The 23048-nt window shown below is 65.5% G+C and carries 33 protein-coding genes and 1 pseudogene; 3 read left to right on the forward strand and 31 right to left on the reverse strand.

What is annotated here, in order from left to right; translation table 11 throughout:
• Nucleotides 1-7 precede the first annotated feature (7 nt).
• Nucleotides 8-571 (forward strand): hypothetical protein, encoded by a 564-nt coding sequence (locus AB3X10_RS17550; protein ID WP_369976698.1) that lies wholly within the window; start codon nt 8-10, stop codon nt 569-571.
• Here AB3X10_RS17550 and AB3X10_RS17555 read toward each other — a convergent pair.
• On the reverse strand, nt 493-1890 hold the full coding sequence (locus AB3X10_RS17555; RefSeq protein WP_369976699.1) for a class II 3-deoxy-7-phosphoheptulonate synthase: 1398 nt from the start codon (nt 1888-1890) through the stop codon (nt 493-495). The two genes, AB3X10_RS17550 and AB3X10_RS17555, sit on opposite strands and share 79 nt — an antisense overlap.
• Nucleotides 1891-2115: 225 nt before the next feature.
• Here AB3X10_RS17555 and AB3X10_RS17560 point away from each other — a divergent pair, with 225 nt between their 5' ends.
• Nucleotides 2116-4251 carry a TonB-dependent receptor gene (locus AB3X10_RS17560; RefSeq protein ID WP_369976701.1) on the forward strand — a complete coding sequence of 712 codons (2136 nt, stop codon included), beginning with the start codon at nt 2116-2118 and terminating at the stop codon, nt 4249-4251.
• A gap of 398 nt (nt 4252-4649) precedes the next feature.
• Here the strand turns inward: AB3X10_RS17560 and AB3X10_RS17565 are convergent.
• A pseudogene (locus AB3X10_RS17565) lies at nt 4650-4730 on the reverse strand (disulfide bond formation protein B); the annotation flags it as partial.
• A 284-nt stretch (nt 4731-5014) separates the two neighbouring features.
• Here AB3X10_RS17565 and AB3X10_RS17570 point away from each other — a divergent pair.
• The gene (locus AB3X10_RS17570) at nt 5015-5944 is read left to right on the forward strand and encodes an IS110 family transposase (RefSeq protein WP_369976702.1); all 930 of its coding nucleotides are present in this window, start codon (nt 5015-5017) and stop codon (nt 5942-5944) included.
• Nucleotides 5945-6058: 114 nt separating this feature from the next.
• Here the strand turns inward: AB3X10_RS17570 and AB3X10_RS17575 are convergent, their stop codons facing one another.
• The 29 genes from AB3X10_RS17575 to tuf all read right to left on the reverse strand — a co-directional run bounded on the left by AB3X10_RS17575 (nt 6059) and on the right by tuf (nt 22977).
• The gene (locus tag AB3X10_RS17575; protein WP_369976704.1) at nt 6059-6571 is read right to left on the reverse strand and encodes a disulfide bond formation protein B; all 513 of its coding nucleotides are present in this window, start codon (nt 6569-6571) and stop codon (nt 6059-6061) included.
• 182 nt (nt 6572-6753) lie between these two features.
• The gene (rplQ, locus tag AB3X10_RS17580; RefSeq protein ID WP_003470628.1) at nt 6754-7140 is read right to left on the reverse strand and encodes a 50S ribosomal protein L17; all 387 of its coding nucleotides are present in this window, start codon (nt 7138-7140) and stop codon (nt 6754-6756) included.
• A gap of 297 nt (nt 7141-7437) precedes the next feature.
• Nucleotides 7438-8436, reverse strand: coding sequence for a DNA-directed RNA polymerase subunit alpha (locus AB3X10_RS17585; RefSeq protein ID WP_010340455.1), 999 nt, complete (start codon nt 8434-8436; stop codon nt 7438-7440).
• Nucleotides 8437-8486: 50 nt separating this feature from the next.
• A complete protein-coding gene (gene rpsD / locus AB3X10_RS17590; protein WP_010340454.1) occupies nt 8487-9116 on the reverse strand; it encodes a 30S ribosomal protein S4 in 630 nt (209 codons plus the stop codon).
• A gap of 14 nt (nt 9117-9130) precedes the next feature.
• Nucleotides 9131-9523: a 30S ribosomal protein S11 gene (gene rpsK / locus AB3X10_RS17595; RefSeq protein ID WP_003470632.1), complete on the reverse strand. Its 393-nt coding sequence runs from the start codon at nt 9521-9523 to the stop codon at nt 9131-9133.
• 9 nt (nt 9524-9532) lie between these two features.
• A complete protein-coding gene (rpsM, locus tag AB3X10_RS17600; protein ID WP_145701687.1) occupies nt 9533-9889 on the reverse strand; it encodes a 30S ribosomal protein S13 in 357 nt (118 codons plus the stop codon).
• 339 nt (nt 9890-10228) lie between these two features.
• Nucleotides 10229-11599, reverse strand: a complete 1371-nt coding sequence (secY, locus tag AB3X10_RS17605) for a preprotein translocase subunit SecY (RefSeq protein WP_369976706.1) — start codon at nt 11597-11599, stop codon at nt 10229-10231.
• Nucleotides 11600-11606: 7 nt separating this feature from the next.
• A complete protein-coding gene (gene rplO, locus AB3X10_RS17610) occupies nt 11607-12050 on the reverse strand; it encodes a 50S ribosomal protein L15 (protein ID WP_369976708.1) in 444 nt (147 codons plus the stop codon).
• Nucleotides 12051-12056: 6 nt separating this feature from the next.
• Complete coding sequence (rpmD, locus tag AB3X10_RS17615) at nt 12057-12248, reverse strand: 50S ribosomal protein L30 (RefSeq protein ID WP_005408214.1); 192 nt, start codon at nt 12246-12248, stop codon at nt 12057-12059.
• Nucleotides 12241-12786, reverse strand: a complete 546-nt coding sequence (gene rpsE / locus AB3X10_RS17620) for a 30S ribosomal protein S5 (protein WP_104557639.1) — start codon at nt 12784-12786, stop codon at nt 12241-12243. Before rpsE ends, rpmD begins: the two co-directional genes overlap by 8 nt.
• A gap of 157 nt (nt 12787-12943) precedes the next feature.
• A complete protein-coding gene (gene rplR / locus AB3X10_RS17625; RefSeq protein WP_369976711.1) occupies nt 12944-13303 on the reverse strand; it encodes a 50S ribosomal protein L18 in 360 nt (119 codons plus the stop codon).
• Between the two features lie 95 nt (nt 13304-13398).
• Nucleotides 13399-13926 carry a 50S ribosomal protein L6 gene (gene rplF, locus AB3X10_RS17630; RefSeq protein ID WP_369976713.1) on the reverse strand — a complete coding sequence of 176 codons (528 nt, stop codon included), beginning with the start codon at nt 13924-13926 and terminating at the stop codon, nt 13399-13401.
• A 16-nt stretch (nt 13927-13942) separates the two neighbouring features.
• Nucleotides 13943-14341, reverse strand: a complete 399-nt coding sequence (rpsH, locus tag AB3X10_RS17635; protein WP_145701691.1) for a 30S ribosomal protein S8 — start codon at nt 14339-14341, stop codon at nt 13943-13945.
• 266 nt (nt 14342-14607) lie between these two features.
• Complete coding sequence (gene rpsN / locus AB3X10_RS17640; RefSeq protein ID WP_128420172.1) at nt 14608-14913, reverse strand: 30S ribosomal protein S14; 306 nt, start codon at nt 14911-14913, stop codon at nt 14608-14610.
• A 112-nt stretch (nt 14914-15025) separates the two neighbouring features.
• Nucleotides 15026-15568: a 50S ribosomal protein L5 gene (gene rplE, locus AB3X10_RS17645; RefSeq protein WP_145701692.1), complete on the reverse strand. Its 543-nt coding sequence runs from the start codon at nt 15566-15568 to the stop codon at nt 15026-15028.
• A gap of 11 nt (nt 15569-15579) precedes the next feature.
• A complete protein-coding gene (gene rplX, locus AB3X10_RS17650; protein ID WP_009607346.1) occupies nt 15580-15897 on the reverse strand; it encodes a 50S ribosomal protein L24 in 318 nt (105 codons plus the stop codon).
• 15 nt (nt 15898-15912) lie between these two features.
• On the reverse strand, nt 15913-16281 hold the full coding sequence (rplN, locus tag AB3X10_RS17655) for a 50S ribosomal protein L14 (protein WP_003486699.1): 369 nt from the start codon (nt 16279-16281) through the stop codon (nt 15913-15915).
• A gap of 14 nt (nt 16282-16295) precedes the next feature.
• Nucleotides 16296-16565: a 30S ribosomal protein S17 gene (gene rpsQ, locus AB3X10_RS17660; protein WP_046979797.1), complete on the reverse strand. Its 270-nt coding sequence runs from the start codon at nt 16563-16565 to the stop codon at nt 16296-16298.
• Between the two features lie 11 nt (nt 16566-16576).
• A complete protein-coding gene (rpmC, locus tag AB3X10_RS17665; RefSeq protein WP_145701693.1) occupies nt 16577-16762 on the reverse strand; it encodes a 50S ribosomal protein L29 in 186 nt (61 codons plus the stop codon).
• The gene (gene rplP, locus AB3X10_RS17670; protein WP_003470657.1) at nt 16762-17175 is read right to left on the reverse strand and encodes a 50S ribosomal protein L16; all 414 of its coding nucleotides are present in this window, start codon (nt 17173-17175) and stop codon (nt 16762-16764) included. Before rplP ends, rpmC begins: the two co-directional genes overlap by 1 nt.
• Nucleotides 17176-17180: 5 nt before the next feature.
• Complete coding sequence (gene rpsC, locus AB3X10_RS17675) at nt 17181-17915, reverse strand: 30S ribosomal protein S3 (protein ID WP_003470660.1); 735 nt, start codon at nt 17913-17915, stop codon at nt 17181-17183.
• A 17-nt stretch (nt 17916-17932) separates the two neighbouring features.
• The gene (gene rplV, locus AB3X10_RS17680; protein ID WP_003470663.1) at nt 17933-18268 is read right to left on the reverse strand and encodes a 50S ribosomal protein L22; all 336 of its coding nucleotides are present in this window, start codon (nt 18266-18268) and stop codon (nt 17933-17935) included.
• A gap of 12 nt (nt 18269-18280) precedes the next feature.
• Nucleotides 18281-18550 carry a 30S ribosomal protein S19 gene (rpsS, locus tag AB3X10_RS17685; RefSeq protein WP_003470666.1) on the reverse strand — a complete coding sequence of 90 codons (270 nt, stop codon included), beginning with the start codon at nt 18548-18550 and terminating at the stop codon, nt 18281-18283.
• Between the two features lie 6 nt (nt 18551-18556).
• Complete coding sequence (gene rplB / locus AB3X10_RS17690) at nt 18557-19384, reverse strand: 50S ribosomal protein L2 (protein WP_145701694.1); 828 nt, start codon at nt 19382-19384, stop codon at nt 18557-18559.
• Between the two features lie 10 nt (nt 19385-19394).
• On the reverse strand, nt 19395-19694 hold the full coding sequence (gene rplW, locus AB3X10_RS17695) for a 50S ribosomal protein L23 (protein ID WP_003470672.1): 300 nt from the start codon (nt 19692-19694) through the stop codon (nt 19395-19397).
• Nucleotides 19691-20296 (reverse strand): 50S ribosomal protein L4, encoded by a 606-nt coding sequence (rplD, locus tag AB3X10_RS17700; RefSeq protein WP_048490092.1) that lies wholly within the window; start codon nt 20294-20296, stop codon nt 19691-19693. Before rplD ends, rplW begins: the two co-directional genes overlap by 4 nt.
• Before the next feature lie 12 nt (nt 20297-20308).
• Nucleotides 20309-20959, reverse strand: coding sequence for a 50S ribosomal protein L3 (gene rplC / locus AB3X10_RS17705; protein ID WP_046979794.1), 651 nt, complete (start codon nt 20957-20959; stop codon nt 20309-20311).
• Nucleotides 20960-20970: 11 nt separating this feature from the next.
• A complete protein-coding gene (rpsJ, locus tag AB3X10_RS17710; protein ID WP_003470680.1) occupies nt 20971-21306 on the reverse strand; it encodes a 30S ribosomal protein S10 in 336 nt (111 codons plus the stop codon).
• A gap of 480 nt (nt 21307-21786) precedes the next feature.
• Nucleotides 21787-22977, reverse strand: coding sequence for an elongation factor Tu (tuf, locus tag AB3X10_RS17715; protein WP_369976718.1), 1191 nt, complete (start codon nt 22975-22977; stop codon nt 21787-21789).
• Nucleotides 22978-23048 lie beyond the last annotated feature (71 nt).

A 23048-nucleotide genomic window follows, 5' to 3' on the forward strand; every position in this document is an offset into this window, starting at 1 on the left:
GTTCAAGATGCGCTCCTTGAAGGGGGGAGGAGTCGCGACAGTCTCGCAAAGCAGGCATGAGCGCGATGTCGAGCGCTGTGCCGCTGTACGATCGCGGCGCCATCGCACGGCGCACATCCGCGACAGGCGCATCGCGGGCGAGCGGCGCCCCGTTCCTGGCGCAGTCCATGACCGGTGTGCGCGATCGCAGCGTGCGCGGCTCCTGAGCGGCGACAAGCAACTCGCCAACGGCCCGCAGCCGCCGCTGCGGATGATGCGTCCTCAGTTACGTCCGAAGCTGGACGCGGCAGACGCGGCGCCTGCCAAGACCCGAGGCGCCGACATCGCCAACCAGCCCCCCATCGCAGGCCGCGACACGCGCGCTGCAGCTGCATTCGCGGCGTCGGATATCGACGACTTCAAGCGCGCCGACGAGCGCCATCGCCACGACATCGGCACCTGGCGCACGCAGCGCACCAGCAAGCGCGCTGCGGTGACCGAGGGAGCGCGCCGTCAGTCCGTGCTCAGCGGCACGCTGCGCCCGTTCTGCTTGCGCACGATCGCCAGCGCGATCTCCAGCGACTGCTCGTAGTTCAGCCGCGGATCCACGCTGGAGCGGTAGGCCCGCTCCAGGTCGCGCTCGGTCAGCTCGCGCGCGCCGCCGGTGCACTCGGTGACGTCCTCGCCGGTCAGCTCCAGGTGCACGCCGCCCAGCCGCGTGCCGGCCGCGGCATGGATGTCGAACGACTGCTCCACCTCGCCCAGCACGTTGTCGTAGCGCCGGGTCTTGTAGCCGTTGCTGGTGCTCTCGGTATTGCCGTGCATCGCATCGCACACCCACAGCACGCGGCGGCCGTCGCGCTTCACCGCGTCCAGCAGCGGCGGCAGCTTCTGCGCGATCTGCGCCGCGCCCATGCGGTGGATGAAGGTCAGCCGGCCCGGTTCGTCCTCGGGGTTGAGCACGTCGATCAGGCGCAGCAGCTGGTCCGACTGCGCCGACGGCCCGACCTTGATCGCGATCGGATTGCGGATGCCGCGGAAATACTCCACGTGCGCGCCGTCCAGCGCCGCGGTGCGCATGCCGATCCACGGATAGTGGGTGCTGAGGTTGAACCAGCCCCACTGCCGCGGCACCTCGCGGGTCAGCGCCTCCTCGTACGGCAGCAGCAGCGCTTCGTGCGAGGTGTAGAAATCGACCCGGTTGAGGTTGTACAGCTGCGCGCCGGACAGGGTTTCCATGAAGCGCACCGCGTCGCCGATCGAGGCCACCATCTTCTGGTAGTCCTCGGCCAGCGGCGAATAGCCGACCCAGCTCAAATTCCAGTACTCGGGATGGTGCAGGTCGGCGAAACCGCCGTCGATCAGCGCGCGCACGAAATTCATCGTCATCGCCGAGCGCGAGTGCGCGGTGATCATCCGCCGCGGATCCGGCACGCGCGCCTGCGCGGTGAACTCCGGGCCGTTGACCACGTCGCCGCGGTAGCTGGGCAGGGTCACGCCGTCGCGGGTCTCGGTATCGGCCGAGCGCGGCTTGGCGTACTGGCCGGCGTAGCGGCCGACCCGCACCACCGGCAGGCGCAGCCCGTGCACCAGCACCAGGCTCATCTGCAACAGCACCTTGAGCCGGTTGGAGATCGTGCCCGACTCGCAATCGCTGAAGTTCTCCGCGCAGTCGCCGCCCTGCAGCAGGAAGCGCTTGCCTTCCTGCGCCTCGGCCAGCTGCTTCTTCAGCGCGAAGATCTCCCACGAGGTGACCAGCGGCGGCAGGTGGCGCAATTCGCCCAGCGTCGCCTCCAGCGCCTGCGCGTCCGGATACACCGGCATCTGCAGCGCGGGTTTGCCGCGCCAGCTGGCAGGCGCCCAGGACGGCTGGGTGGATTCGGGCGCGGCGGCGGGGACGGACAGGTTCATGAAAGGACTCCTTGGCAGCCTGCGATGTTCGCAGAGCCAGGCCGCGACGCAAAGCACTGAGTGACGCGGTTGCGCCGCCGTGGCCGCTGCAGCGGCAAGCACATGAACGGCAGGCAAAGCATGCATGCCAGACATGACTTCCGGCCTACGCCAACGCCACCGCGAAAGCAGAATGTTATTACATAACAAATCTTTTCCTTCCCCTCCCCAGGTCTCGCCCACGCCATGACGCCCCGCCCCCTCTCCACCGCCATCGCCCTCGTCCTGCTGGCCGCGCCCGGCCTCGCGTTCGCCGCCGATGCGGCCAGCGCCGACGCCGGCCCCGAACGCACCACCGACCTGGATGCGGTCACCGTCACCGCCAAGCTGGAAGCGGCGCGCAACGCGCTGTCGCCGGACATCGGCAGCAGCCAGTACGCGATCACCGCCGAGGACATCGAGCGGCTGCCGCTGGGCGCCTCCACCCCGCTCAACCAGGTGCTGCTGCAGGCGCCGGGCGTGGTCCAGGATTCCTACGGCGGCATCCACGTGCGCGGCGACCACGCCAACCTGCAGTACCGCATCAACGGCGTGCTTATTCCGGAGTCCATCTCCGGCTTCGGCCAGAGCCTGGACCCGCGCACGATCAAGAGCATCAAGCTGCTCGACGGCGCGCTGCCGGCGCAGTTCGGCGACCGCACCGCGGCGGTGGTCGACATCACCACCAAGAGCGGCGTGGAACTGGGCAACGGCGGCAGCGTCGGCATCACCGGCGGCTCCTACGGCACGCTCAATCCGAACGCCTCCTGGTGGGGCAGCAGCGGCCGCTGGAGCTGGTTCGTCACCGGCGACTACGAGCAGAACAAGCTCGGCCTGGAGAACCCGGTCAACAGCCGCGACCCCGAGCACGACAAGACCCATCAGGGCAAGGGCTTCGCCGACCTCAGCTACCTGATCGACGAGAACACCCGGCTCAGCCTGCTGGTCGGCTATGCCAACAACCGCTTCCAGATCCCGAACAATCCGGGGCAGACGCCGGCGTACGACTACCTGGGCACCACCGACTTCGATTCCTCCAAGCTCGACGAGAACCAGCGCGAGAACACCCGCTTCGGCACGCTGGTGCTGCAGGGCTCGCTCGGCGCCACCAGCTACCAGCTGTCGGCCGGGCAGCGCTACAGCAGCGTGGCGTTCTCGCCCGACGTCGCCGGCGACCTGATCTTCAACGGCGTCGCCTCGCAGGTGGACCGCAGCAACCGCGCCAACACCGTGCAGGCCGACTTCTCCACCCCGCTCGGCGAATCGCACACCCTGCGCTACGGCCTGTACGGCAATTTCGAGCACGCCATCGCCAGCAACAATTCCTACGTGTTCCCGGCCGATGCCGACGGCAACCAGACCAGCAACGTGCCGATCTTCATTGCCGACGCCAGCCGCTTCCACGCCAGCACCTACGCGCTGTACCTGCAGGACGAGTGGAAGATCGGCGACGACTGGACCGTGAACTACGGCGTGCGCGGCGATCGCTACAAGGCCTTCGGCACCACCGAAGGCCAGCTCAGCCCGCGCCTGGGCGTGGTCTGGCAGGCCAGCGCCGACACCACCGTGCACGCCGGCTACGCGCGCTACTTCACCCCGCCGGCGAGCGAGCTGATCTCCACCAGCGACATCGCCCTGTACGACGGCACCACCAACCAGCAGTCCACCGCCGGCGGCGCGACCACGCCGCTGAGCGAGCGCAGCGACTACTACGACCTGGGCATCTCGCAGGTGGTCAACGAGCACCTGACCCTGGGCCTGGACACCTACTACCGCAAGGCCGACCGCCTGCAGGACGAAGGCCAGTTCGGCGCCGCCTACGTGTATTCCACCTTCAACTACCGCTACGGCCGCATCCGCGGCGCCGAGTTCAGCGCCGACTACAGCAATGGGCCGGTCACCGCCTACTTCAACGTCGCCTACAGCAAGGCGATGGGCAAGCGGGTCATGACCAGCCTGTACAACTTCGACCCGGACGCGCTGGCCTATGCCTACGACAACTGGATCCACCTGGACCACGACCAGAAGTTCACCTCCTCCGGCGGCATCAGCTACGCGATCGCCGACGACAGCCGGATCGGCGCCAACTACCTGTTCGGCAGCGGCCTGCGCACCGATACCGACACCGTGCCCAATGGCGGCGAGTTGCCCTCGTACTTCCAGTTGAACCTCAGCGCCGGCCACGACTTCGCGCTCAGCGCGCACCCGCTGCACGCGCAGGTGGCGGTGCTCAACGTGCTCGATCGCGCCTACCAGCTGCGCGACGGAGGCGGCATCGGCGTATTCGCGCCGCAATGGGCGCCGCGCCGCGGCGTGTACCTGAGCCTGCAGCAGGATTTCTGAGGCAGGTGCGCAGACAGGCCGCGCCCGTGGGACGGGCCGGCCTGGATGCGATAGGAAGCTGGATACGATGAGAAGAGAGCTGCTGCACGGCGGTCGCGTGCAGTCGCGAGTCGCTCAAGTCCCGAAACCGGGCGCGCCAGCCCGCGCAGCCGAACTCCGCTGGATAGGCCCCATGCAGTCGCAGCCCACACGGTGTTGTGGGAGCGACTTCAGTCGCGACGGACGTTACCGGTAGAGCCCGTCGCGACTGAAGTCGCTCCCACAGGTATCGCCGTCCAGGCCCCGCTCCGCTTGCCGCAGGCAGCGCTGCCAAAGACCAGCAAGGCCGTGGTCGAACACGCGACCCTACGGCTTCTCGGCCCCTCCAGACGACCCCTGGCCACACTCAGGTCAGCAAGCCGGCGCGCCTTGAAGCCGGCATACAGCGCGAACAGCGCCAGCGCCACGAAACAGATCAGGCACCACATCGGCATCGACAGGCTCCCCCATGTAGGAGCGACTTCAGTCGCGACGGGCTCTACCGGTAACGCCTGTCGCGACTGAAGTCGCTTGTGTCTTCTACGGGTCTATCGTTGAGGTGAGAGCGGAGTGCGGCAGGCCGCTAAGTCGCAGTGCGTCGCAAGCACGGGTAGGAGTCAGGGCCGCCGCACTCCGTTTCTCCTGCCCCACAAGCCCGAACAGTTGCCTGACCGCGAGCTCGAACCGACAAGCATGGGCATCGGCAGGAGATCTCTCGTCCCTGAGTCTACTGCGGAGAACGTCCATGTCGCTACAACGCTTTGTCGGGATTGATGTCGCCAAGGCCGAACTGGCCATTCATGTCTTGCCGGACGGGCTGGACTGGACCCAGGCCAATACGCCCGAGGAGCAGGCCCGCCTGGCCCTGCGGCTGGCCTCGCTGGGATGCGAGCGGATCGTGCTGGAAGCCAGCGGCGGCTACGAACGGGCGGTCCTGCAAGTGCTGTCACAGGCTGGCCTGCCCGTGCTCCGACTGTCTGCCCAGCGCCCCCGGGCGCTGGCGCACGCGTTGGGGCTCAAGGCCAAGACCGACGCCCTGGATGCGCGGTTGCTGGCCGTGGCGGCCCAATGCCTCCCCAGTCAGCCCACTGCCGTGCTGCCTGCGCCAGTGCAGGCGCTGCGCAAACTGCTTCACCTGCGCAGCACCCTGGTCGCCCAGCGCGATGCGCAGCGCCGGTGCCTGGAGCACGTGACCTGCGAGGCGGTGCGTGGCCAGTGGCTCGAGGTGATCGCGCTGCTGCAACAGCGCATCAAGGAGATCTCCCGGCAAATCGCCCAGGTCGGTGCGGCCTGTTCACGCTTGCCGAGCGTGCCTGGGCTTGGCCCGATCCTGCGCGCCACCCTGGCGGCCCGGCTTCCCGAGCTGGGCAGCGTGCCACCGCGCAAGATCGCCGCCTTGGTCGGGCTGGCGCCGTTCAATCGAGACAGCGGCCGCTGGCACGGCCAACGCCGCATCCAGGGCGGACGCGCCGACGTGCGGCGGGTGCTGTACATGGCCACCTGGGCCGCGATCCGTGCAGGCTCGCCGCTGTCACACACCTACGCACGCCTGACCAGCGCGGGCAAACCCGCCAAGGTCGCCATCGTCGCGTGCATGCACAAGTACCTGCGATGGCTCAACGCCATCGCACGCGATCAGGCACCTTACAGCCCCCCTGCGATCGCTTCTGCATGACAGTTGACTCCTACAGGGACGCGATCTCCGGCCAGCAGGCGCCGCCGGGCGTGGATGCACCGCAACCCACTTGGCTTAGCCCAAGAACCGCAGCGCCAGCGCGCCGCTCCGGCCTCAGTGCAGCGACCGCCGCCGCGCCTTGAAGCCGGCATACAGCGCGAACAGCGCCAGCCCGACGAAGCAGATCAGGCACCACATCGGCATCGACAGGCCCAGGAAGCGCCAATCGATGTTGCCGCAGTCGCCGGTCCCGGTCAGCACCCGGCGCAGCACCTCGAACGGTCCCAGCGTCTCGCGCAGGAAGCTCAGCGGCGGCCCGCACGAGGCCATCGGATCGGGGAACAGCTGCACCGACACGTGCTTGGCCGAGATGCCGGCGCCGATGCCCGCGGCCAGGAACGCCAGCACGCCATAGACCTTGCGCCCGCCGCTGCGCGCCGGGCCGTGCAAGGCGCCGAGCAGGAACATCAACCCCAGCGCGGCGAACGCGATGCGCTGGAAGATGCACAGCGGACAGGGCTCGATGCCCAGTTGGACCTGCACGTAGATCGCATAACCCAGCAGCCCGGCGCAGATCAGAAAGCCGAGCAGGAACTGCGCGCGGAAACTCCAGCGTAACGGGTTCATCGGGTCGGGCTCACATGAACGATCCGCGCATTATCCGCCATCGCCCGCCTCGCCACCATGTGCCGTGCGTCGGCGCGCCCAGCGGCCTGGCGGTGTGCGCCTGGGCACGGCCAAAACCGCTGCCGCAGACGCAAAAAAGCCCGGACATGCCGGGCTTCTTGCTGACGCGGTGCGGGCCGGAGTTACTCGGCCACTTCCTCGGCGATCGCGGTCGGGCGATCGACCAGCTCGACGTACGCCATCGGCGCGTTGTCGCCGGCGCGGAAGCCGCACTTCAGGATGCGCAGGTAGCCGCCCGGACGCGACTGGTAACGCGGGCCCAGCTCGACGAACAGCTTGCCCACCGCTTCCTTGTCGCGCAGGCGCGAGAAGGCCAGACGGCGGTTGGCGACGCCATCGACCTTGGCGATGGTGATCAGCGGCTCGGCGACGCGACGCAGTTCCTTGGCCTTCGGCAAGGTGGTCTTGATCAGCTCGTGCTTGAACAGCGAGGCCGCCATGTTGGAGAACATCGCCTGGCGATGGGCGCTGGTGCGGTTGAACTTGCGGCCGGATTTCTGGTGACGCATGGTCTTGGTTCCTATGGAAGGTTGAAACTGCTGGAGATCGCTGTCGCCGTCCTGGCGTTGAACAATGGACTGCGGATGGTCCGAGCCGGCCGTCCCTGACCGGACAACGCCGCGGGCTTAGCGACCCGTCGACGTGGTGGTGCGTTTGCTGCAGCGCGGGCCGCCCCCTCGGGACGCCTGCGCCTTCTTGCGTTCTTGGTCTTGCGTGGGCTCGGTGGAGCCCGGCCCGGCCATCCATCGACCGGGCATGCATCGTCCGTGGCCGATGCCGGTGCGGCATCGGCCAGGTGCGGATGCTTAGCCGAGCATGCCGTGCTGGGCGACGCCGGCCGGCGGCCAGTTCTCCAGCTTCATGCCGAGCGACAGGCCGCGCTGGGCCAGCACTTCCTTGATCTCGGTCAGCGACTTCTTGCCGAGGTTCGGGGTCTTGAGCAGCTCCACTTCGGTCTTCTGGATCAGATCGCCGATGTAGTAGATGCTCTCGGCCTTCAGGCAGTTGGCCGAACGCACGGTCAGTTCCAGGTCGTCGATCGGGCGCAGCAGCACCGGATCCACGCCATTGCTGGCCGGCTTGGCCGCGCCACGGTCGCGATGGGTGAAGTCGCCGAACACCGACAGCTGGTCGCTGAGGATGTCGGCGGCGGTGCGCACGGCTTCCTCGGCGTCGATGGTGCCGTTGGTCTCGATGTCCAGGACCAGCTTGTCCAGGTCGGTGCGCTGCTCGACGCGCGCCGATTCCACCGCGTAGGCGACGCGACGCACGGGCGAGAACGACGCATCCAGGACCAGGCGGCCGATGGTGCGGGTCTCTTCGTCCGGACGGCGGCGCGCGGCGGCCGGCTGGTAGCCGAACCCACGCTCGATCTTCAGACGCATGTTGATCGCCGTATCCTTGGTCAGGTGGCAGATCACGTGGTCGTTGTTGAGGATCTCGACGTTGTGGTCGGTCTTGATGTCGGCGGCAGTGACCGTGCCCGGACCCTGCTTGGACAGCGACAGCGTGGCGCTGTCGCCGGTGTGCATGCGGATGGCCACGTCCTTGAGGTTGAGCAGGACTTCCAGCACGTCCTCCTGCAGCCCTTCGACCGTGGTGTACTCGTGCAGCACGCCGTCGATCTCGACTTCGGTGATCGCGAAGCCGGGGATCGAGGACAACAGCACGCGACGCAGGGCATTGCCCAGCGTATGCCCATACCCGCGCTCCAAGGGCTCGATTACGACCTTGGCGCGGTTGTCGGTAAGGCGTTCGATCTGCGGCCCACGGGGGCGCAGAACCTGGTTGGCGGTAACCGTCATGTTGCGGGTTCTCCTGACGAGCCTCCGTTGCCGGAGGCTCTCCAATGTGATTACTTCGAATACAACTCGACGATCAGCGCTTCGTTGATGTCAGCAGGCAGGTCCGCACGATCCGGCACGGCCTTGAAGATGCCGCTGAACTTCTTCGAATCGACCTCGACCCAGGACGGGTTCAGGTCGTGCGTTTCGGCAACGGTCAGCGCTTCCTGCACGCGAAGCTGCTTCTGGGCCTTTTCCGACAGGGCGATCGCGTCGCCGGCCTTGACCTGGTACGAGGCCAGGTTCACCGACTTGCCGTTGACCAGCACGCCGCGGTGCGACACCAGCTGGCGCGCGGCCGGGCGGGTGACGGCGAAGCCCATGCGGTAGACGACGTTGTCCAGGCGGGTTTCCAGCAGCTGCAGCAGGTTCTCGCCGGTGTTGCCCTTCTTGGTCGAGGCCTTCTTGTAGTAGTTGCGGAACTGACGCTCCAGCAGGCCGTAGATACGCTTGACCTTCTGCTTTTCGCGCAGCTGGGTGGCGTAGTCGGACAGCTTGCCCTTGCGGGCGGTCGCGCCGTGCTGGCCGGGCTTCTGCTCCAGCTTGCACTTGGAGTCCAGCGCACGCGCCGGGCTCTTGAGGGAAAGATCGGCGCCTTCGCGGCGCGCGAGCTTACAGGTAGGACCGATATAACGAGCCATTTCTTATCGCTCCTTTAGACGCGACGCTTCTTCGGCGGACGGCACCCGTTGTGCGGGATAGGCGTCACGTCGATGATGTTGGTGATCTTGTATCCGACGTTGTTCAACGAACGGACGGCGGACTCGCGACCCGGACCCGGGCCCTTGATGCGCACTTCCAGCGACTTCACGCCGTAGTCGAGCGCAGCGCGCCCGGCCTTCTCGGCGGCAACCTGCGCCGCGAACGGCGTGGACTTGCGCGAACCGCGGAAACCGGCGCCACCGGAGGTCGCCCAGGACAACGCATTGCCCTGACGGTCGGTGATGGTCACGATGGTGTTGTTGAACGAAGCGTGGACGTGGGCGACGCCGTCGGTGACGACGCGCTTGATCTTCTTCTTGGTCTTTGCTGCTGCGGGCTTAGCCATGTCTGTCCCTTACTTCCTGATCGCCTTGCGCGGGCCCTTGCGGGTGCGGGCGTTGGTGCGGGTGCGCTGACCACGCAGCGGCAGGCCACGACGGTGACGCAGGCCGCGGTAGCAGCCCAGGTCCATCAGTCGCTTGATGGCGATGCCCACTTCGCGACGCAGGTCGCCTTCGACGATGTACTTGCCGACTTCGAGGCGCAGGCGCTCGATTTCAGGCTCGGACAGGTCACGGATCTTGGTGGTCGAGGTCACGCCTGCGGCTTCGCAGACCTTCTTCGAACGGGTACGGCCGATGCCGAAAATGCTTTGCAACCCGACCCAGACGTGCTTCTGGGCTGGCAGGTTGACGCCTGCAATACGCGCCATGACGCGGTTCTCCAACTGAGTGATGGCCCGACGGCGCACTGCGGCGCCACCCGGCAGGATGGATCAAAAAGTGAACTTGTAAGTCTAGCAAGGTCTCGGGTTACATGGAAGCCCGTGGAACCTTTCGGTTCCGCAGGCCCGGCATGGGGAGTGTGCCCATGCTCCGGCGCCGGACGTCGTTGGCCAGGGTGAGGATCCACCTCGGCCGCCCGCGCTACTCCAGCGCAGGACCACCACGTCGCACCCACGCACGAGACCGCTGCATGGGCCGCCCTTCAAGTCGGAAGACTGCGCCCGGGAGCCGGGGCGTCTTCGCGGAAGGAAGTCAAATTATAGCAATCAACCGCGGGCGAAACCGCCGCCGCGCGAGCCACCCTTGAGGTTGGCCTTCTTCAACAGGCTTTCGTACTGGTGCGACATCAGGTGCGCCTGGATCTGCGCGATGAAGTCCATCACCACCACGACCGCGATCAGCAGCGAGGTGCCGCCGAAGTGGAACGAGGTGCCGAGCTGCGCACGCATGATTTCCGGCAGCAGGCACACGATCACCAGGTACAGCGAGCCGGCGGCGGTCAGCCGGGTCAGCACGCCGTCGACGTAGTCGGCGGTGGCCTTGCCTGGACGGATGCCCGGGATCAGCGCGCCGGACTTTTTCAGGTTGTCCGCGGTTTCCTGCGAGTTGAACACCAGCGCGGTATAGAAGAACGCAAAGCCGATGATCAGCGCGGCGAACACGATCATGTGCACCGGCTCGCCCGGGCCCAGCGCATTGGCGATGCGCTGCAGCCAGCTGCCGAAGGTGCTGTTGGACGCGGCCTGGCCCGACCACATCGACAGCGTCGCCGGGAAGGCGAGGATGCTCGAGGCGAAGATCGGCGGAATCACGCCGGCCATGTTCAGCTTCAGCGGCAGGAACGAGGTCTGGTTCATGTAGGCGTTGCGGCCACCCTGGCGCCGCGCGTAGTTCACCGTGATCCGCCGCTGCCCGCGCTCGACGAACACCACGAACAGGGTGAAGGCGAGGATGGTCAGCGCGATCAGCAACAGCGAGATGAAGCTCATGTTGCCGTCGCGGTAGGCTTCCACGGTCTGGATGGTCGCCGCCGGCAGGCCGGCGACGATGCCGGCGAAGATGATCAGCGACACGCCGTTGCCGATGCCGCGCTCGGTGACCTGCTCGCCGACCCACATCAGGAAGATGGTGCCGGCGGTCAGCGCGATCACCGCGGTGAGCACGAAGCCCATGCCCGGCGCGTACACGACCGGCGCACCGCCCGGTGCGGTCTGGTTCTGCAGCGCCAGCGCGATACTGCCGCCCTGCACCACCGCCAGCAGCACCGCGCCGATGCGCGAATATTGGGTGATCTTGCGCCGGCCGGACTCGCCTTCCTTCTGCATCGCCTTCAGCGACGGAAAGATGTGCGTGGCCAGCTGGATCACGATCGATGCCGAGATGTACGGCATCACGTTCAGCGCGAAAATGCTGAAACGGTGCAGGGCGCCGCCCGAGAACATGTTGAACATGTCCACGATGCCGCCGCCCTGCGCCTGCATCAGCGCAAGCATGGCTTCGGGATTGACGCCCGGCACCGGCACGTAGCAGCCGATGCGATAGACGATCAATGCGCCGAGAACGAACAACAGGCGCTGGCGAAGTTCAGTGAACTTGCCGAGCCCGCCGCCGAGGTTACCCATGCCAGCCTGCGCCATCTGCGTGTTACTCCTGCACGCTGCCGCCGGCAGCTTCGATTGCCGCCTTGGCACCCGCGGTCGCGGCGATGCCCTTGAGCACGAACTTCTTGCTCAGCTCGCCCTTGAGCACGACCTTGGCCTTCTTCGCGGTGCTCGGGACCAGCTTCGCAGCGCGCAGCGCGGCGAAATCGATCTCGCCTTCCGGCAGGTTGTCGAGCTGGTAGGACAGCACTTCGGCGGTGTCCTTGGCGAGCTTGGAACGGAAGCCGATCTTCGGCAGCCGGCGCTGCATGGGGGTCTGGCCGCCTTCGAAGCCGGCCTTGATCTTGCCGCCGCCCTTGCGCGCGAACGAACCCTTGTGGCCGCGGCCGCAGGTCTTGCCCAGGCCCGAACCGATGCCGCGGCCGACGCGGGTGCGCTCGGTACGCGCGCCTTCGGCGGGCTTCAGATCATTCAGATGCAAAGTCATGGTCGCTTACTCCTCAACCTGGACGAGGTACTGAACCTTGTTGATCAGGCCGCGCACCTGCGGGCTGTCCTTCAGTTCACGCACATCGTTGAGCTTGTTCAGGCCCAGCGCACGCACCGACAGGCGGTGACGCGACTGGGTACCACGAAGGCCGCGCACCAGGCGCACCTTCACCGTCTTGTTGGACTCATTAGCCATGGTTGAGTTCCTCCACCTTCTTGCCGCGCTTGGCCGCGATGCGCGACGGCGACTGCATGTCTTCCAGGCCGCGCAGGGTGGCGCGCACCAGGTTGATCGGGTTGCGCGAACCGACCGCCTTGGCCAGCACGTTCTTGACGCCGACCGCTTCCAGCACGGCGCGCATCGCGCCGCCAGCGATGACGCCGGTACCTTCCGAGGCGGGCATCATGAACACGCGCGCCGCGCCATGGCCGGACTTCACCGGGTGCCACAGGGTGCCGTTGTTCAGGTCGATGTTGAGCATGCCCTTGCGCGCATACTCCATCGACTTCTGGATCGCGACCGGCACTTCGCGCGCCTTGCCGTAACCGAAGCCGATCTTGCCGTTGCCGTCGCCGACCACGGTCAGCGCGGTGAAGGTGAACTGGCGACCGCCCTTGACCGTCTTGCTGACGCGGTTGACCGCGACCAGCTTCTCGATCATGCCGTCGTCGACTTTCTCTTCGCGGTTGCGGTCGCGATCACGACCCCGCGGTGCACGCTGTTCTTCAGCCATTGTGTATTCCTTGGTAGTTGAAAGATTTACGGCTTGCATGCCGCTTGTAGTTGTTGACTGGAACCGTGTTCCCCGGACGCGCGCACAAGGCGCGCCAAGGTCCGATGCGGCCCGCATCGGCAGGTCGGGCGCGGCGTGGACGCCGCTCCCGCAAGGATCAGAACTGCAGGCCGCCTTCGCGCGCGGCGTCGGCCAGCGCCTTGATGCGGCCGTGGTAGCGGTAGCCCGAGCGGTCGAAGGCGACCTTCTCGATGCCCGCGGCCTTGGCGCGCTCGGCGATCAGCTTGCCCACCTTGACGGCGGCCTCGCTGTTCTTGCCGCTCTTCAGGCCGTCCTTGACGTCGGCCTGCAGGGTGTTCGCCGCAGCGATCACCTTGGAGCCGTCGGCAGTGAAGACCTGCGCATACAGGTGCTGGCCGGTGCGCAGCACCGACAGGCGGGCGACGCCGAGTTCGCGGATGTGCGCACGGGTCGACTTGGCGCGGCGCAGGCGGGCGATGTTCTTGTTGATGCTCATGATTGGATTCCTAGCGGAAGCTGAAGCGAAGCGGGCTTTTGCATTGAAAAGTCCGGCCATGGACGGCCGGGCTCTGCGGATGGACCCGCGCCTGATTAGGCCTTCTTGGCTTCCTTGCGAATGATGACTTCACCGGCGTACTTCACACCCTTGCCCTTGTAGGGCTCCGGCGGACGGAAACCGCGGATCTTGGCGGCGACTTCGCCGACGCGCTGCTTGTCGGCGCCCTGCACCACGATCTCGGTCTGAGTCGGGGCGGCCAGGGTGATGCCTTCCGGCGCCTTGAACACGACCGGGTGCGAGAAACCGAGCGCCAGGCTCAGGTCCTTGCCCTGCATCGTGGCGCGGTAGCCGACGCCGACCAGCTCGAGCTTGCGCTCGAAGCCTTCGGACACGCCGTGCACCATGTTCGCCAGGATCGCGCGGACGGTGCCGGTGATGGCGATCTGCGACGGGTCGTTCGCCGACAGCGTGGCGACACCGTTTTCCTGCTTGATTTCGACGCCTGCCGGCTTCGGCAGCGACAGGGTGCCCTTCGGGCCCTTGACGCTCACCAGCTCGGGCTGGACATTCAGTTCGACGCCCTTCGGGAGGGAGATCGGCTTCTTGGCTACGCGGGACATTTGAGTACTCCTTCCCTTAGGCCACGAAGCACAGGACTTCGCCACCGACGCCGGCCTGACGGGCCTGCGCATCGGTCATGATGCCCTTGGACGTGGAAATGATGGCAACGCCCAGGCCGCCGAGAACCTTCGGCAGCTCGGCCTTACCGCGATACTGGCGCAGACCCGAACGCGAAACGCGCTTGAGCGTATCGATGACCGGACGGCCCTCGAAATACTTCAGCACGATTTCCAGCTCGGACTTGTTGTTCTCGATCGCGTTGACGCGCAGGTCGCTGATGTAGCCTTCGGCCTTCAGCACTTCTGCGATCGCAACCTTGATCTTGGAGGACGGCATTTTCACCGTCGGCTTGCCAACCGCGGCCGCATTCTTGATGCGGACCAGCAGGTCGGCGATGGGATCAGTCATGCTCATGGTGTCTACCTTTGAGTGCACCGATATCCGCTTTCGCGAAAATCTTGTGATGTGAAGCTGTGGAATGACGCGGTGATGTGCAGCGTGCAGCGTCCTGGAGGAGGCCAGGGCCTTGATTTGCAACGAACCCGCCCGGCCAGGCGCAGGCAAGGAGCGGGATTATACGACAAAAAGTCCGACTTGCGTCGGACTCGTTGGCTGAACCGCAGGCTGGCGGGCGACCGCCCTGCCCCGGGCTCCGCGAACGGAGCCGGGACCGCCGGCTATTACCAGCTGGCCTTGCGCAGGCCCGGCACGTCGCCGTTCATCGTCGCCTTGCGCAGCATGTTGCGGCCGAGGCCGAACTTGCGGTAGACGCCGCGCGGGCGGCCGGACAGCTCGCAACGGGTGCGCTGGCGGCTCGGCGACGAATCGCGCGGCAGCTTCTGCAGCTTGACCACGGCCTCGGCCTTCTCGTCGTAGGACGAGCTGTCGGCGGCGATGATCTTCTTCAGCGCGTCGCGCTTGTCGGCGAACTTCTTCGCCAGCTTCTTCCGCTTGATGTCGCGGTTGACCATGGAGGTCTTTGCCATCTGTAAATCCTCGGGATTCGAGATTGGGGATTGGAGATTTGCGGAACCCGGGATGTGGCGGGCGCAGCGCCCTTCCCATCCCGGATCCCGAATCACGAATCCCGGCTGTCAATCAGTTACGGAACGGGAACTTGAACGCTTCGAGCAGCGCCTTCGCTTCGGCGTCGGTCTTGGCGGTGGTGGTGATGGCGATATCCATGCCGCGGATCGCATCGACGGCGTCGAAGTCGATTTCCGGGAAGATGATCTGTTCCTTCACGCCCATGTTGAAGTTGCCGCGACCGTCGAACGAGCGACCCGAAACACCGCGGAAGTCGCGCACGCGCGGCAGCGAGATGTTGATCAGGCGATCCAGGAACTCGTACATCTTGGCGCGACGCAGCGTGGTCTTGCAGCCGATCGGCCAGCCATCGCGGATCTTGAACGACGCCACCGAGATGCGCGACTTGGTGACCACCGGCTTCTGGCCGGAGACCTTGGCCATGTCGGCCACGGCGTTTTCCAGGATCTTCTTGTTCGTCGCCGCCTCGCCCACGCCCATGTTCAGGGTGACCTTGACCAGCTTCGGCACTTGCATCGGATTGGTGTAACCGAACTTCTTCATCAGAGCCGGTACCACTTCTTCCTTGTAGATCTTTTCGAGACGGGAATTCATTGTGTCATTCCTCAGGCGTCGAGCGCCTCACCGCTGGAGCGGAACACACGCAGTTTGCGTCCATCCTCCAGCACCTTGAAGCCAACGCGCTCGCCCTTGCCCGTTGCCGGGTTGACGATCGCCACGTTGGAGATATGGATCGACGCTTCACGCTCGACCACGCCGCCGGCAACGCCTGCCTGCGGGTTCGGCTTGGTGTGGCGCTTGACGATGTTCGCGTTGGAGACGATCACCCGATCGCCGTCGACGCGGACGATTTCGCCCTGCTTGCCCTTGTCCTTGCCGGTAGTGACGACGACCTGGTCGCCCTTCTTGATACGGTTAGCCATGTGTATGTCCTCCGCTCACAGCACTTCAGGAGCGAGCGAGACGATCTTCATGAACTTCTCGGAGCGCAGCTCGCGGGTAACAGGCCCGAAGATGCGCGTGCCGATCGGCTCCTGCTTGTTGTTGAGCAACACCGCAGCGTTGCCGTCGAAGCGGATCAGCGAACCGTCGGGACGACGCACACCCTTGCGGGTACGCACCACGACGGCGTCGTAGACTTCGCCCTTCTTGACCTTGCCGCGCGGGATCGCGTCCTTGACGGTGACCTTGATGATGTCGCCAATGTGCGCGTAGCGGCGCTTGGAGCCGCCGAGCACCTTGATGCACATCACTTCCTTGGCACCGGAATTGTCGGCGACGTCGAGGTAGCTCTGCATCTGGATCATGATTCAGATCTCCCTTATTCGGCCGAACGGGTGACGATTTCCACCACCCGCCAGTTCTTGGTCTTGGACAGCGGCGCAATCTCGGTCACGCGCACGACATCGCCTTCGTTGCAGGCGTTGTCGGCGTCGTGGGCGTGGAGCTTGGTCGAGCGCTTGATGTACTTGCCGTACAGCGCGTGCTTGACCTGACGCTCCACCAGCACGGTGACGGTCTTGTCCATCTTGTTGCTGACCACACGGCCTTCGACCGTGCGCAGCGTCTTGCTTTCGTTAGTGTCGCTCATGGCGGCCATCCTTACTTCGTGCTGCCGATCAGGTACTTCACGCGAGCGATCTCGCGGCGTACCCGGCGGGTTTCGTGGGTCTTCGGCAGCTGCCCGGTGACCTGCTGCATGCGCAGGGCGAACTGCTCCTTGCGCAGATCGGTCAGATGGGACTTCAGGTCGTCAGCCGACTTCTCGCGGAGTTGTTTGATGTCCATCAGCGTACCGTCCGGGTGACGAAGGTGGTGGTCACCGAAAGCTTGGCAGCGGCCAGGCGGAACGCCTCGCGCGCGACATCTTCGCCGACGCCTTCGATTTCATAGATCATGCGGCCGGGCTGGATCTGGGCGACCCAGTACTCGACGTTGCCCTTACCGGAGCCCATTCGCACTTCGATCGGCTTCTTGGTGATCGGCTTGTCCGGGAACACGCGGATCCACATCTTGCCGCCGCGCTTGACGTAGCGGCTGATCGAGCGGCGCGCCGCTTCGATCTGGCGCGCGGTCAGCTGACCGTGCGCGGTGGCCTTCAGCCCGTACTCGCCGAAGCTGACGGCGTTGCCGCTCCACGCCAGGCCGTCGTTGCGGCCCTTGTGCATCTTGCGGTATTTGGTTCGCTTGGGTTGCAACATTGCCGTTACCTCGCTTCACGAGCCGGACGCGACGGACGGTCACCACGGTCGCCGCGATCGTTGCGATCGTTGCGCGGGGAGTCGTCCTGCTTTTCCTGGCCAACCTGGGAGAAATCGAAGATCTCGCCCTTGTAGATCCACACCTTGATGCCGATGATGCCGTAGGTCGTCTTGGCTTCGGCGAAGCCATAGTCGATGTCGGCACGCAGCGTATGCAGCGGCACGCGGCCCTCGCGGTACCACTCGGAACGGGCGATTTCCGCACCGTTCAAGCGGCCGGCGACGTTGACCTTGATGCCCAGGGCACCCAGGCGCATCGCGTTGCCGACCGAGCGCTTCATCGCGCGACGGAACATGATGCGACGCTCCAGCTGCTGCGCGATCGACTCGGCGACCAGCTGCGCATCCAGCTCCGGCTTGCGCACTTCGGTGACGTTGATGTGGGCGGGGACGCCCATCATCTCGCTCACTTCCTTGCGCAGCTTCTCGATGTCCTCACCGCGCTTGCCGATCACCACGCCCGGGCGGGCGGTGTGGATCGTCACGCGCGCGGTCTTGGCCGGACGCTCGATCAGGATCTTGCTGATGCCCGCCTGCGCCAACTTCTTGCGCAGCATTTCGCGGACCTTGAGGTCGGCCGCCAGGTAACCGGCGAACTCGCCCTTGTTGGCGTACCACTTGGAATTCCAGTCCTTGGAGACACCCAGGCGGATTCCAATCGGATGAACTTTATGACCCATCGTCTTTTCCTTTCCGCTTACTTGGCGGCGCCCACAACCACAGTGATGTGGCTGGTGCGCTTGAGGATGCGGGTACCGCGGCCTTTCGCCCGCGCCATGAAACGCTTCAGGGTCGGACCTTCATCAACCATGATGGTCTTGACCTTCAGCTCGTCGACATCCGCGCCCTGGTTGTTCTCGGCATTGGCGATCGCCGACTCCACCACCTTCTTGATCAGGTGGGCAGCCTTCTTATCCGAGAACTTCAGCAGGTTGACCGCCCGCTCGGCGGAAAGACCGCGCACCTGGTCGGCGACCAGGCGGGCCTTCTGCGGGGAGATGCGCGCAGTGCGCAGGATTGCTTTCGCTTCCATCGTCATCTCTCCTTACCGGCTCGACTTCTTGTCGCCACCGTGACCCTTGAAGGTCCGGGTGACGGCAAATTCGCCGAGCTTGTGGCCGACCATGTTCTCGTTGACCAGCACCGGAACGTGGTTCTTGCCGTTGTGCACGGCGATGGTGAAGCCCACCATCTCCGGCAGGATCATCGAACGACGCGACCAGGTCTTGATCGGACGCTTGCTGCCGGCCGCGGCCTCCACCTTCTTGACGAGGTGGTGATCGACGAACGGGCCTTTCTTGAGTGAACGTGCCATGGTCGATTAGCCCCTACGATCGCGGACGATGAATTGTTCGGTGCGCTTGTTATGGCGCGTCTTGTAACCCTTGGTCGGCACACCCCACGGGGTGACCGGATGCGGATTACCCTGACCGGCCTTCGCCTCACCACCACCGTGCGGGTGGTCGACGGGGTTCATGGCCGCACCGCGAACGGTCGGACGCACGCCGCGCCAGCGCTTGGCGCCCGCCTTGCCCAGCTTCTCGAGGTTGTGCTCGTCGTTGCCGACTTCGCCGATGGTGGCGCGGCACTCGGCCGGCACCTTGCGCATTTCGCCGGAGCGAAGACGCAGGGTGGCGTAGATGCCTTCACGCGCGACCAGCTGCACCGCGGCGCCGGCGGCACGCGCGATCTGCGCGCCCTTGCCCGGCTTCAGCTCGATGCCGTGCACCGTCGTACCGACCGGGATGTTGCGCAGCGGCAGCGTGTTGCCGGTCTTGATCGGCGCATCCGAACCCGCGATCACCTGATCGCCGGCCTTCAGGCCCTTGGGCGCGATGATGTAGCGGCGCTCGCCGTCGGCGTAGCACAGCAGGGCGATATGGGCGGTGCGGTTCGGATCGTATTCGATCCGCTCCACGCGCGCCGGAATGCCTTCTTTGTTGCGCTTGAAGTCGATGACGCGGTAATGCTGCTTGTGGCCACCGCCGACGTGGCGGGTGGTGATGCGGCCGTGGTGGTTACGACCACCGGACTTGCTCTGCTTTTCCACCAGCGCAGCGTGCGGGGCGCCCTTGTGCAGATCGGGCGTGACCACGCGCACGGCCGAACGACGGCCGGGAGAAGTGGGTTTGAATTTCATCAATGGCATGGGATGGACCTCAGGCCTTGGCCGTTACGTCGATGGACTGGCCTTCGGCCAGACGCACGTACGCCTTGCGCCAATCGCCGCGGCGGCCGCTGCGCGAACGGAAGGACTTGTTCTTGCCCTTGACGTTCAACACGTTGACCGACTCGACCTTGACGTCGAACAGCTGCTCGACCGCGGCCTTGACATCGGCCTTGGTGGCTTCGCTCGAGATCTCGAAGACGTACTGATTGGAGAGTTCCTGCAGGCGCGCGGTCTTTTCGGAGACACGCGGGGCACGCAGCACGCTGAAGATTTTTTCGTTGCTGCTCATGCCAGCCACTCCTCGACCTTCTTGACCGCATCGGCGGTGATCACGACCGTATCGGCCCCGACCAGCGACACCGGATCCAGGCCCTGCACGTCACGCACTTCCACGTAGGGAAGGTTGCGCGCCGACAGGTACAGATGCTCGGACGCCTCTTCGGTCACGATCAGCGGGCGCTTGCCCACTTCCAGACCCTTCAGCTTCTCGATCAGACCCTTGGTCTTACTGGCCTCGACGTCGAACGCGTCGACGACCATCAGGCGACCCTGGCGGTTGAGCTCCGAAAGGATCGCGCAGATCGCGGCGCGATACATCTTGCGGTTCACCTTCTGCTCGAAGCTGCGCGGCTTGGCCGCGAAGGTCACGCCGCCGCCGACGAAGATCGGAGCGGTCAGCGCGCCGTGGCGAGCGCCACCGCCCTTCTGCTTCTTCGACTTCTTGGTGGTGCCGTTGACTTCCGAACGCGTCTTCTGCGCCTTGGTGCCCGCGCGGCCGGCGTTGCGATAGGCGACGACGACCTGGTGGACCAGATCCTCGCTGAAATCGCGACCGAACACGGCGTCGGAGACCGAGACCTTGTTGTTGCTACCCGTGATAACGAGTTCCATCGTCATCTCTCCTTATGCCTTGCTAGCCGGACGCACGATCACGTCGCCACCGGCAGCGCCAGGCACCGCGCCGCGAATGGCGATGAGGCCACGCTCGACGTCGACCTTGACCACTTCCAGATTCTGCGTGCTCTGCTGCACCGCGCCCATGTGGCCGGACATCTTCTTGCCCGGGAAAACGCGACCCGGGGTCTGGCGCTGACCCAGCGAACCCGGCGCGCGATGCGACAGCGAGTTACCGTGGGTGGCATCGCCCATGCGGAAGTTGTACCGCTTGATCGTGCCCTGGAAGCCCTTGCCCTTGGTGACGCCCTGGACGTCGACCTTCTGGCCGACCTCGAAGATGTCCGCCTTGATCTCGCCGCCGATGGCGTAATCGCCCAGCTGCGCGTCCTCGACGCGGAACTCCCACAGGCCACGACCGGCTTCGACCTTGGCCTTGGCGTAGTGGCCGGAGGCAGGCTTGTTGACCAGCGCGGCGCGACGGGCGCCCACGGTGATCTGCACGGCGCTGTAGCCGTCGCTCTCGACGGTCTTGAGCTGGGTGATGCGGTTCGGGGTCGCTTCGATCAGGGTCACCGGGATGGAGCGGCCGTCTTCGGTGAAGACGCGGCTCATGCCGGCCTTGCGGCCCACGAAGCCCAACGAATATTTCTTCGTCATGGTCGTAGTCCTCAGGTCAACTTGATCTGGACATCGACGCCCGCCGCGAGCTCGAGCTTCATCAGCGCGTCCACGGTCTTGTCGTTAGGGCCGATGATGTCGAGCACGCGCTTGTGCGTGCGGGTCTCGTACTGGTCGCGCGCGTCCTTGTCGACGTGCGGGGAAACCAGGATGGTGTAGCGTTCGATCTTGGTCGGCAGCGGGATCGGGCCGCGCACCTGCGCGCCGGTCCGCTTCGCCGTCTCAACGATCTCGCTGGCCGAACGGTCGATCAGACGATGATCGAACGCCTTCAGCCGAATCCGGATCTTCTGATCCGCTTTCTGACCGGTCTTTTGCTCCGCCATGGCGGTGGGTTCCTTCGTTAAAAGAGCGACGGGCAAGGCCTCTGGGATACCTGCCCCGATTATTTCCTGATGTCGAATACCGCCGAGCATCCAGCTGGCGAGGGCCATTCCTCCGCCCAAAAACTGAGGCAGACCAGTCACCCGGCCTGCCCAGACGGAAAAGTATAATGCGCAGATAAAGCAACGTCAACAGCGCGAGGCCGTTGAATGCTCCATGCAGCGCGACCTTCCCGGTCTGGCGAACACGAGGGGCGTCCTGCCTCTCTTTTCGCGGTGTATCCGGCGCCCTACCCAGGAACGCCGAGCCGCGCATTATAGCGACTGTTTCACCGGCTCGCAACATCCCGCGGCAACGAATTTCGCACTCCGCCGCCTGAACGAAGAAGGGCCGGCTTGCGCCGACCCTTCTTCGAACCGCAAGCCGAAGCCGCGGCCACCGCTGGCCGGACAGCCCGGAAGGGCCGCCGGCGGTTGCGGGCATTACTTGATGATCTTGGCCACCACGCCGGCGCCGACGGTACGGCCGCCTTCGCGGATCGCGAAACGCAGGCCTTCGTCCATCGCCACCGGGTTGATCAGCGTGACCACCATCTTCACGTTGTCGCCCGGCATCACCATCTCCACGCCTTCCGGCAGCTGGCACGCGCCAGTGATGTCGGTGGTGCGGAAGTAGAACTGCGGACGGTAGCCCTTGAAGAACGGCGTGTGACGGCCGCCCTCGTCCTTCGACAGCACGTACACCTCGGCTTCGAACTCGGTGTGCGGCTTGATCGAACCCGGCTTGCACAGCACCTGGCCGCGCTCCACGTCGTCACGCTTGGTGCCGCGCAGCAGCAGGCCCGCGTTGTCGCCCGCCTGGCCCTGGTCCAGCAGCTTGCGGAACATTTCCACGCCGGTGACCGTGGTCTTCTGCGTGGCACGGATGCCGACGATTTCGATTTCGTCGCCCACCTTGATCACGCCGCGCTCGATACGCCCGGTCACCACGGTGCCGCGGCCCGAGATCGAGAACACGTCTTCCACCGGCATCAGGAACGGCTTGTCCACGTCGCGCTGCGGCTCCGGGATGAACGAATCCAGCGCTTCCACCAGCTTCAGGATCGACGGCACGCCGATCTCGCTCTGGTCGCCTTCCAGCGCCAGACGCGCCGAACCGTGGATGATCGGGGTATCGTCGCCCGGGAAGTCGTACTTGCTCAGCAGCTCGCGCACTTCCATCTCGACCAGCTCGAGCAGCTCGGCGTCGTCGACCATGTCGGCCTTGTTCAGGAACACCACGATGTGCGGCACGCCGACCTGGCGCGACAGCAGGATGTGCTCGCGGGTCTGCGGCATCGGGCCGTCCGCGGCCGAGCACACCAGGATCGCGCCGTCCATCTGCGCCGCACCGGTGATCATGTTCTTCACGTAGTCCGCGTGGCCCGGGCAATCGACGTGCGCGTAGTGGCGGCTCGGCGATTCGTACTCCACGTGCGCGGTCGAGATCGTGATGCCGCGCGCCTTCTCTTCCGGCGCCGCGTCGATCGCGTCGTACGCCTTGAACTCGCCGCCGAAGCGCTCTGCGCCGATCTTGGTCAGCGCCGCGGTCAGCGTGGTCTTGCCGTGGTCGACGTGACCGATGGTGCCGACGTTGACGTGCGGCTTGGTGCGCTCGAACTTACCCTTTGCCATGGTGTGTTTACCTTCTAATTCGTAATGGGGGACAAGGGACCGGGATGCAGGACTGGCTGTGCCCGCGCCCC

Source organism: Xanthomonas sp. DAR 80977 (genome assembly GCF_041240605.1).
GTDB lineage: Bacteria > Pseudomonadota > Gammaproteobacteria > Xanthomonadales > Xanthomonadaceae > Xanthomonas_A > Xanthomonas_A bundabergensis.

Coding starts and splice junctions, on each gene's coding strand:
- AB3X10_RS17550 (WP_369976698.1), top strand. CDS start 8: ATGCGCTCCTTGAAGGGGGGAGGAGTCGCGACAGTCTCGCAAAGCAGG.
- AB3X10_RS17555 (WP_369976699.1), bottom strand. CDS start 1,890: ATGAACCTGTCCGTCCCCGCCGCCGCGCCCGAATCCACCCAGCCGTCC.
- AB3X10_RS17560 (WP_369976701.1), top strand. CDS start 2,116: ATGACGCCCCGCCCCCTCTCCACCGCCATCGCCCTCGTCCTGCTGGCC.
- AB3X10_RS17570 (WP_369976702.1), top strand. CDS start 5,015: ATGTCGCTACAACGCTTTGTCGGGATTGATGTCGCCAAGGCCGAACTG.
- AB3X10_RS17575 (WP_369976704.1), bottom strand. CDS start 6,571: ATGAACCCGTTACGCTGGAGTTTCCGCGCGCAGTTCCTGCTCGGCTTT.
- rplQ (WP_003470628.1), bottom strand. CDS start 7,140: ATGCGTCACCAGAAATCCGGCCGCAAGTTCAACCGCACCAGCGCCCAT.
- AB3X10_RS17585 (WP_010340455.1), bottom strand. CDS start 8,436: ATGACGGTTACCGCCAACCAGGTTCTGCGCCCCCGTGGGCCGCAGATC.
- rpsD (WP_010340454.1), bottom strand. CDS start 9,116: ATGGCTCGTTATATCGGTCCTACCTGTAAGCTCGCGCGCCGCGAAGGC.
- rpsK (WP_003470632.1), bottom strand. CDS start 9,523: ATGGCTAAGCCCGCAGCAGCAAAGACCAAGAAGAAGATCAAGCGCGTC.
- rpsM (WP_145701687.1), bottom strand. CDS start 9,889: ATGGCGCGTATTGCAGGCGTCAACCTGCCAGCCCAGAAGCACGTCTGG.
- secY (WP_369976706.1), bottom strand. CDS start 11,599: ATGGCGCAGGCTGGCATGGGTAACCTCGGCGGCGGGCTCGGCAAGTTC.
- rplO (WP_369976708.1), bottom strand. CDS start 12,050: ATGACTTTGCATCTGAATGATCTGAAGCCCGCCGAAGGCGCGCGTACC.
- rpmD (WP_005408214.1), bottom strand. CDS start 12,248: ATGGCTAATGAGTCCAACAAGACGGTGAAGGTGCGCCTGGTGCGCGGC.
- rpsE (WP_104557639.1), bottom strand. CDS start 12,786: ATGGCTGAAGAACAGCGTGCACCGCGGGGTCGTGATCGCGACCGCAAC.
- rplR (WP_369976711.1), bottom strand. CDS start 13,303: ATGAGCATCAACAAGAACATCGCCCGCCTGCGCCGCGCCAAGTCGACC.
- rplF (WP_369976713.1), bottom strand. CDS start 13,926: ATGTCCCGCGTAGCCAAGAAGCCGATCTCCCTCCCGAAGGGCGTCGAA.
- rpsH (WP_145701691.1), bottom strand. CDS start 14,341: ATGAGCATGACTGATCCCATCGCCGACCTGCTGGTCCGCATCAAGAAT.
- rpsN (WP_128420172.1), bottom strand. CDS start 14,913: ATGGCAAAGACCTCCATGGTCAACCGCGACATCAAGCGGAAGAAGCTG.
- rplE (WP_145701692.1), bottom strand. CDS start 15,568: ATGAATTCCCGTCTCGAAAAGATCTACAAGGAAGAAGTGGTACCGGCT.
- rplX (WP_009607346.1), bottom strand. CDS start 15,897: ATGGCTAACCGTATCAAGAAGGGCGACCAGGTCGTCGTCACTACCGGC.
- rplN (WP_003486699.1), bottom strand. CDS start 16,281: ATGATCCAGATGCAGAGCTACCTCGACGTCGCCGACAATTCCGGTGCC.
- rpsQ (WP_046979797.1), bottom strand. CDS start 16,565: ATGAGCGACACTAACGAAAGCAAGACGCTGCGCACGGTCGAAGGCCGT.
- rpmC (WP_145701693.1), bottom strand. CDS start 16,762: ATGGACATCAAACAACTCCGCGAGAAGTCGGCTGACGACCTGAAGTCC.
- rplP (WP_003470657.1), bottom strand. CDS start 17,175: ATGTTGCAACCCAAGCGAACCAAATACCGCAAGATGCACAAGGGCCGC.
- rpsC (WP_003470660.1), bottom strand. CDS start 17,915: ATGGGTCATAAAGTTCATCCGATTGGAATCCGCCTGGGTGTCTCCAAG.
- rplV (WP_003470663.1), bottom strand. CDS start 18,268: ATGGAAGCGAAAGCAATCCTGCGCACTGCGCGCATCTCCCCGCAGAAG.
- rpsS (WP_003470666.1), bottom strand. CDS start 18,550: ATGGCACGTTCACTCAAGAAAGGCCCGTTCGTCGATCACCACCTCGTC.
- rplB (WP_145701694.1), bottom strand. CDS start 19,384: ATGCCATTGATGAAATTCAAACCCACTTCTCCCGGCCGTCGTTCGGCC.
- rplW (WP_003470672.1), bottom strand. CDS start 19,694: ATGAGCAGCAACGAAAAAATCTTCAGCGTGCTGCGTGCCCCGCGTGTC.
- rplD (WP_048490092.1), bottom strand. CDS start 20,296: ATGGAACTCGTTATCACGGGTAGCAACAACAAGGTCTCGGTCTCCGAC.
- rplC (WP_046979794.1), bottom strand. CDS start 20,959: ATGACGAAGAAATATTCGTTGGGCTTCGTGGGCCGCAAGGCCGGCATG.
- rpsJ (WP_003470680.1), bottom strand. CDS start 21,306: ATGGCGGAGCAAAAGACCGGTCAGAAAGCGGATCAGAAGATCCGGATT.
- tuf (WP_369976718.1), bottom strand. CDS start 22,977: ATGGCAAAGGGTAAGTTCGAGCGCACCAAGCCGCACGTCAACGTCGGC.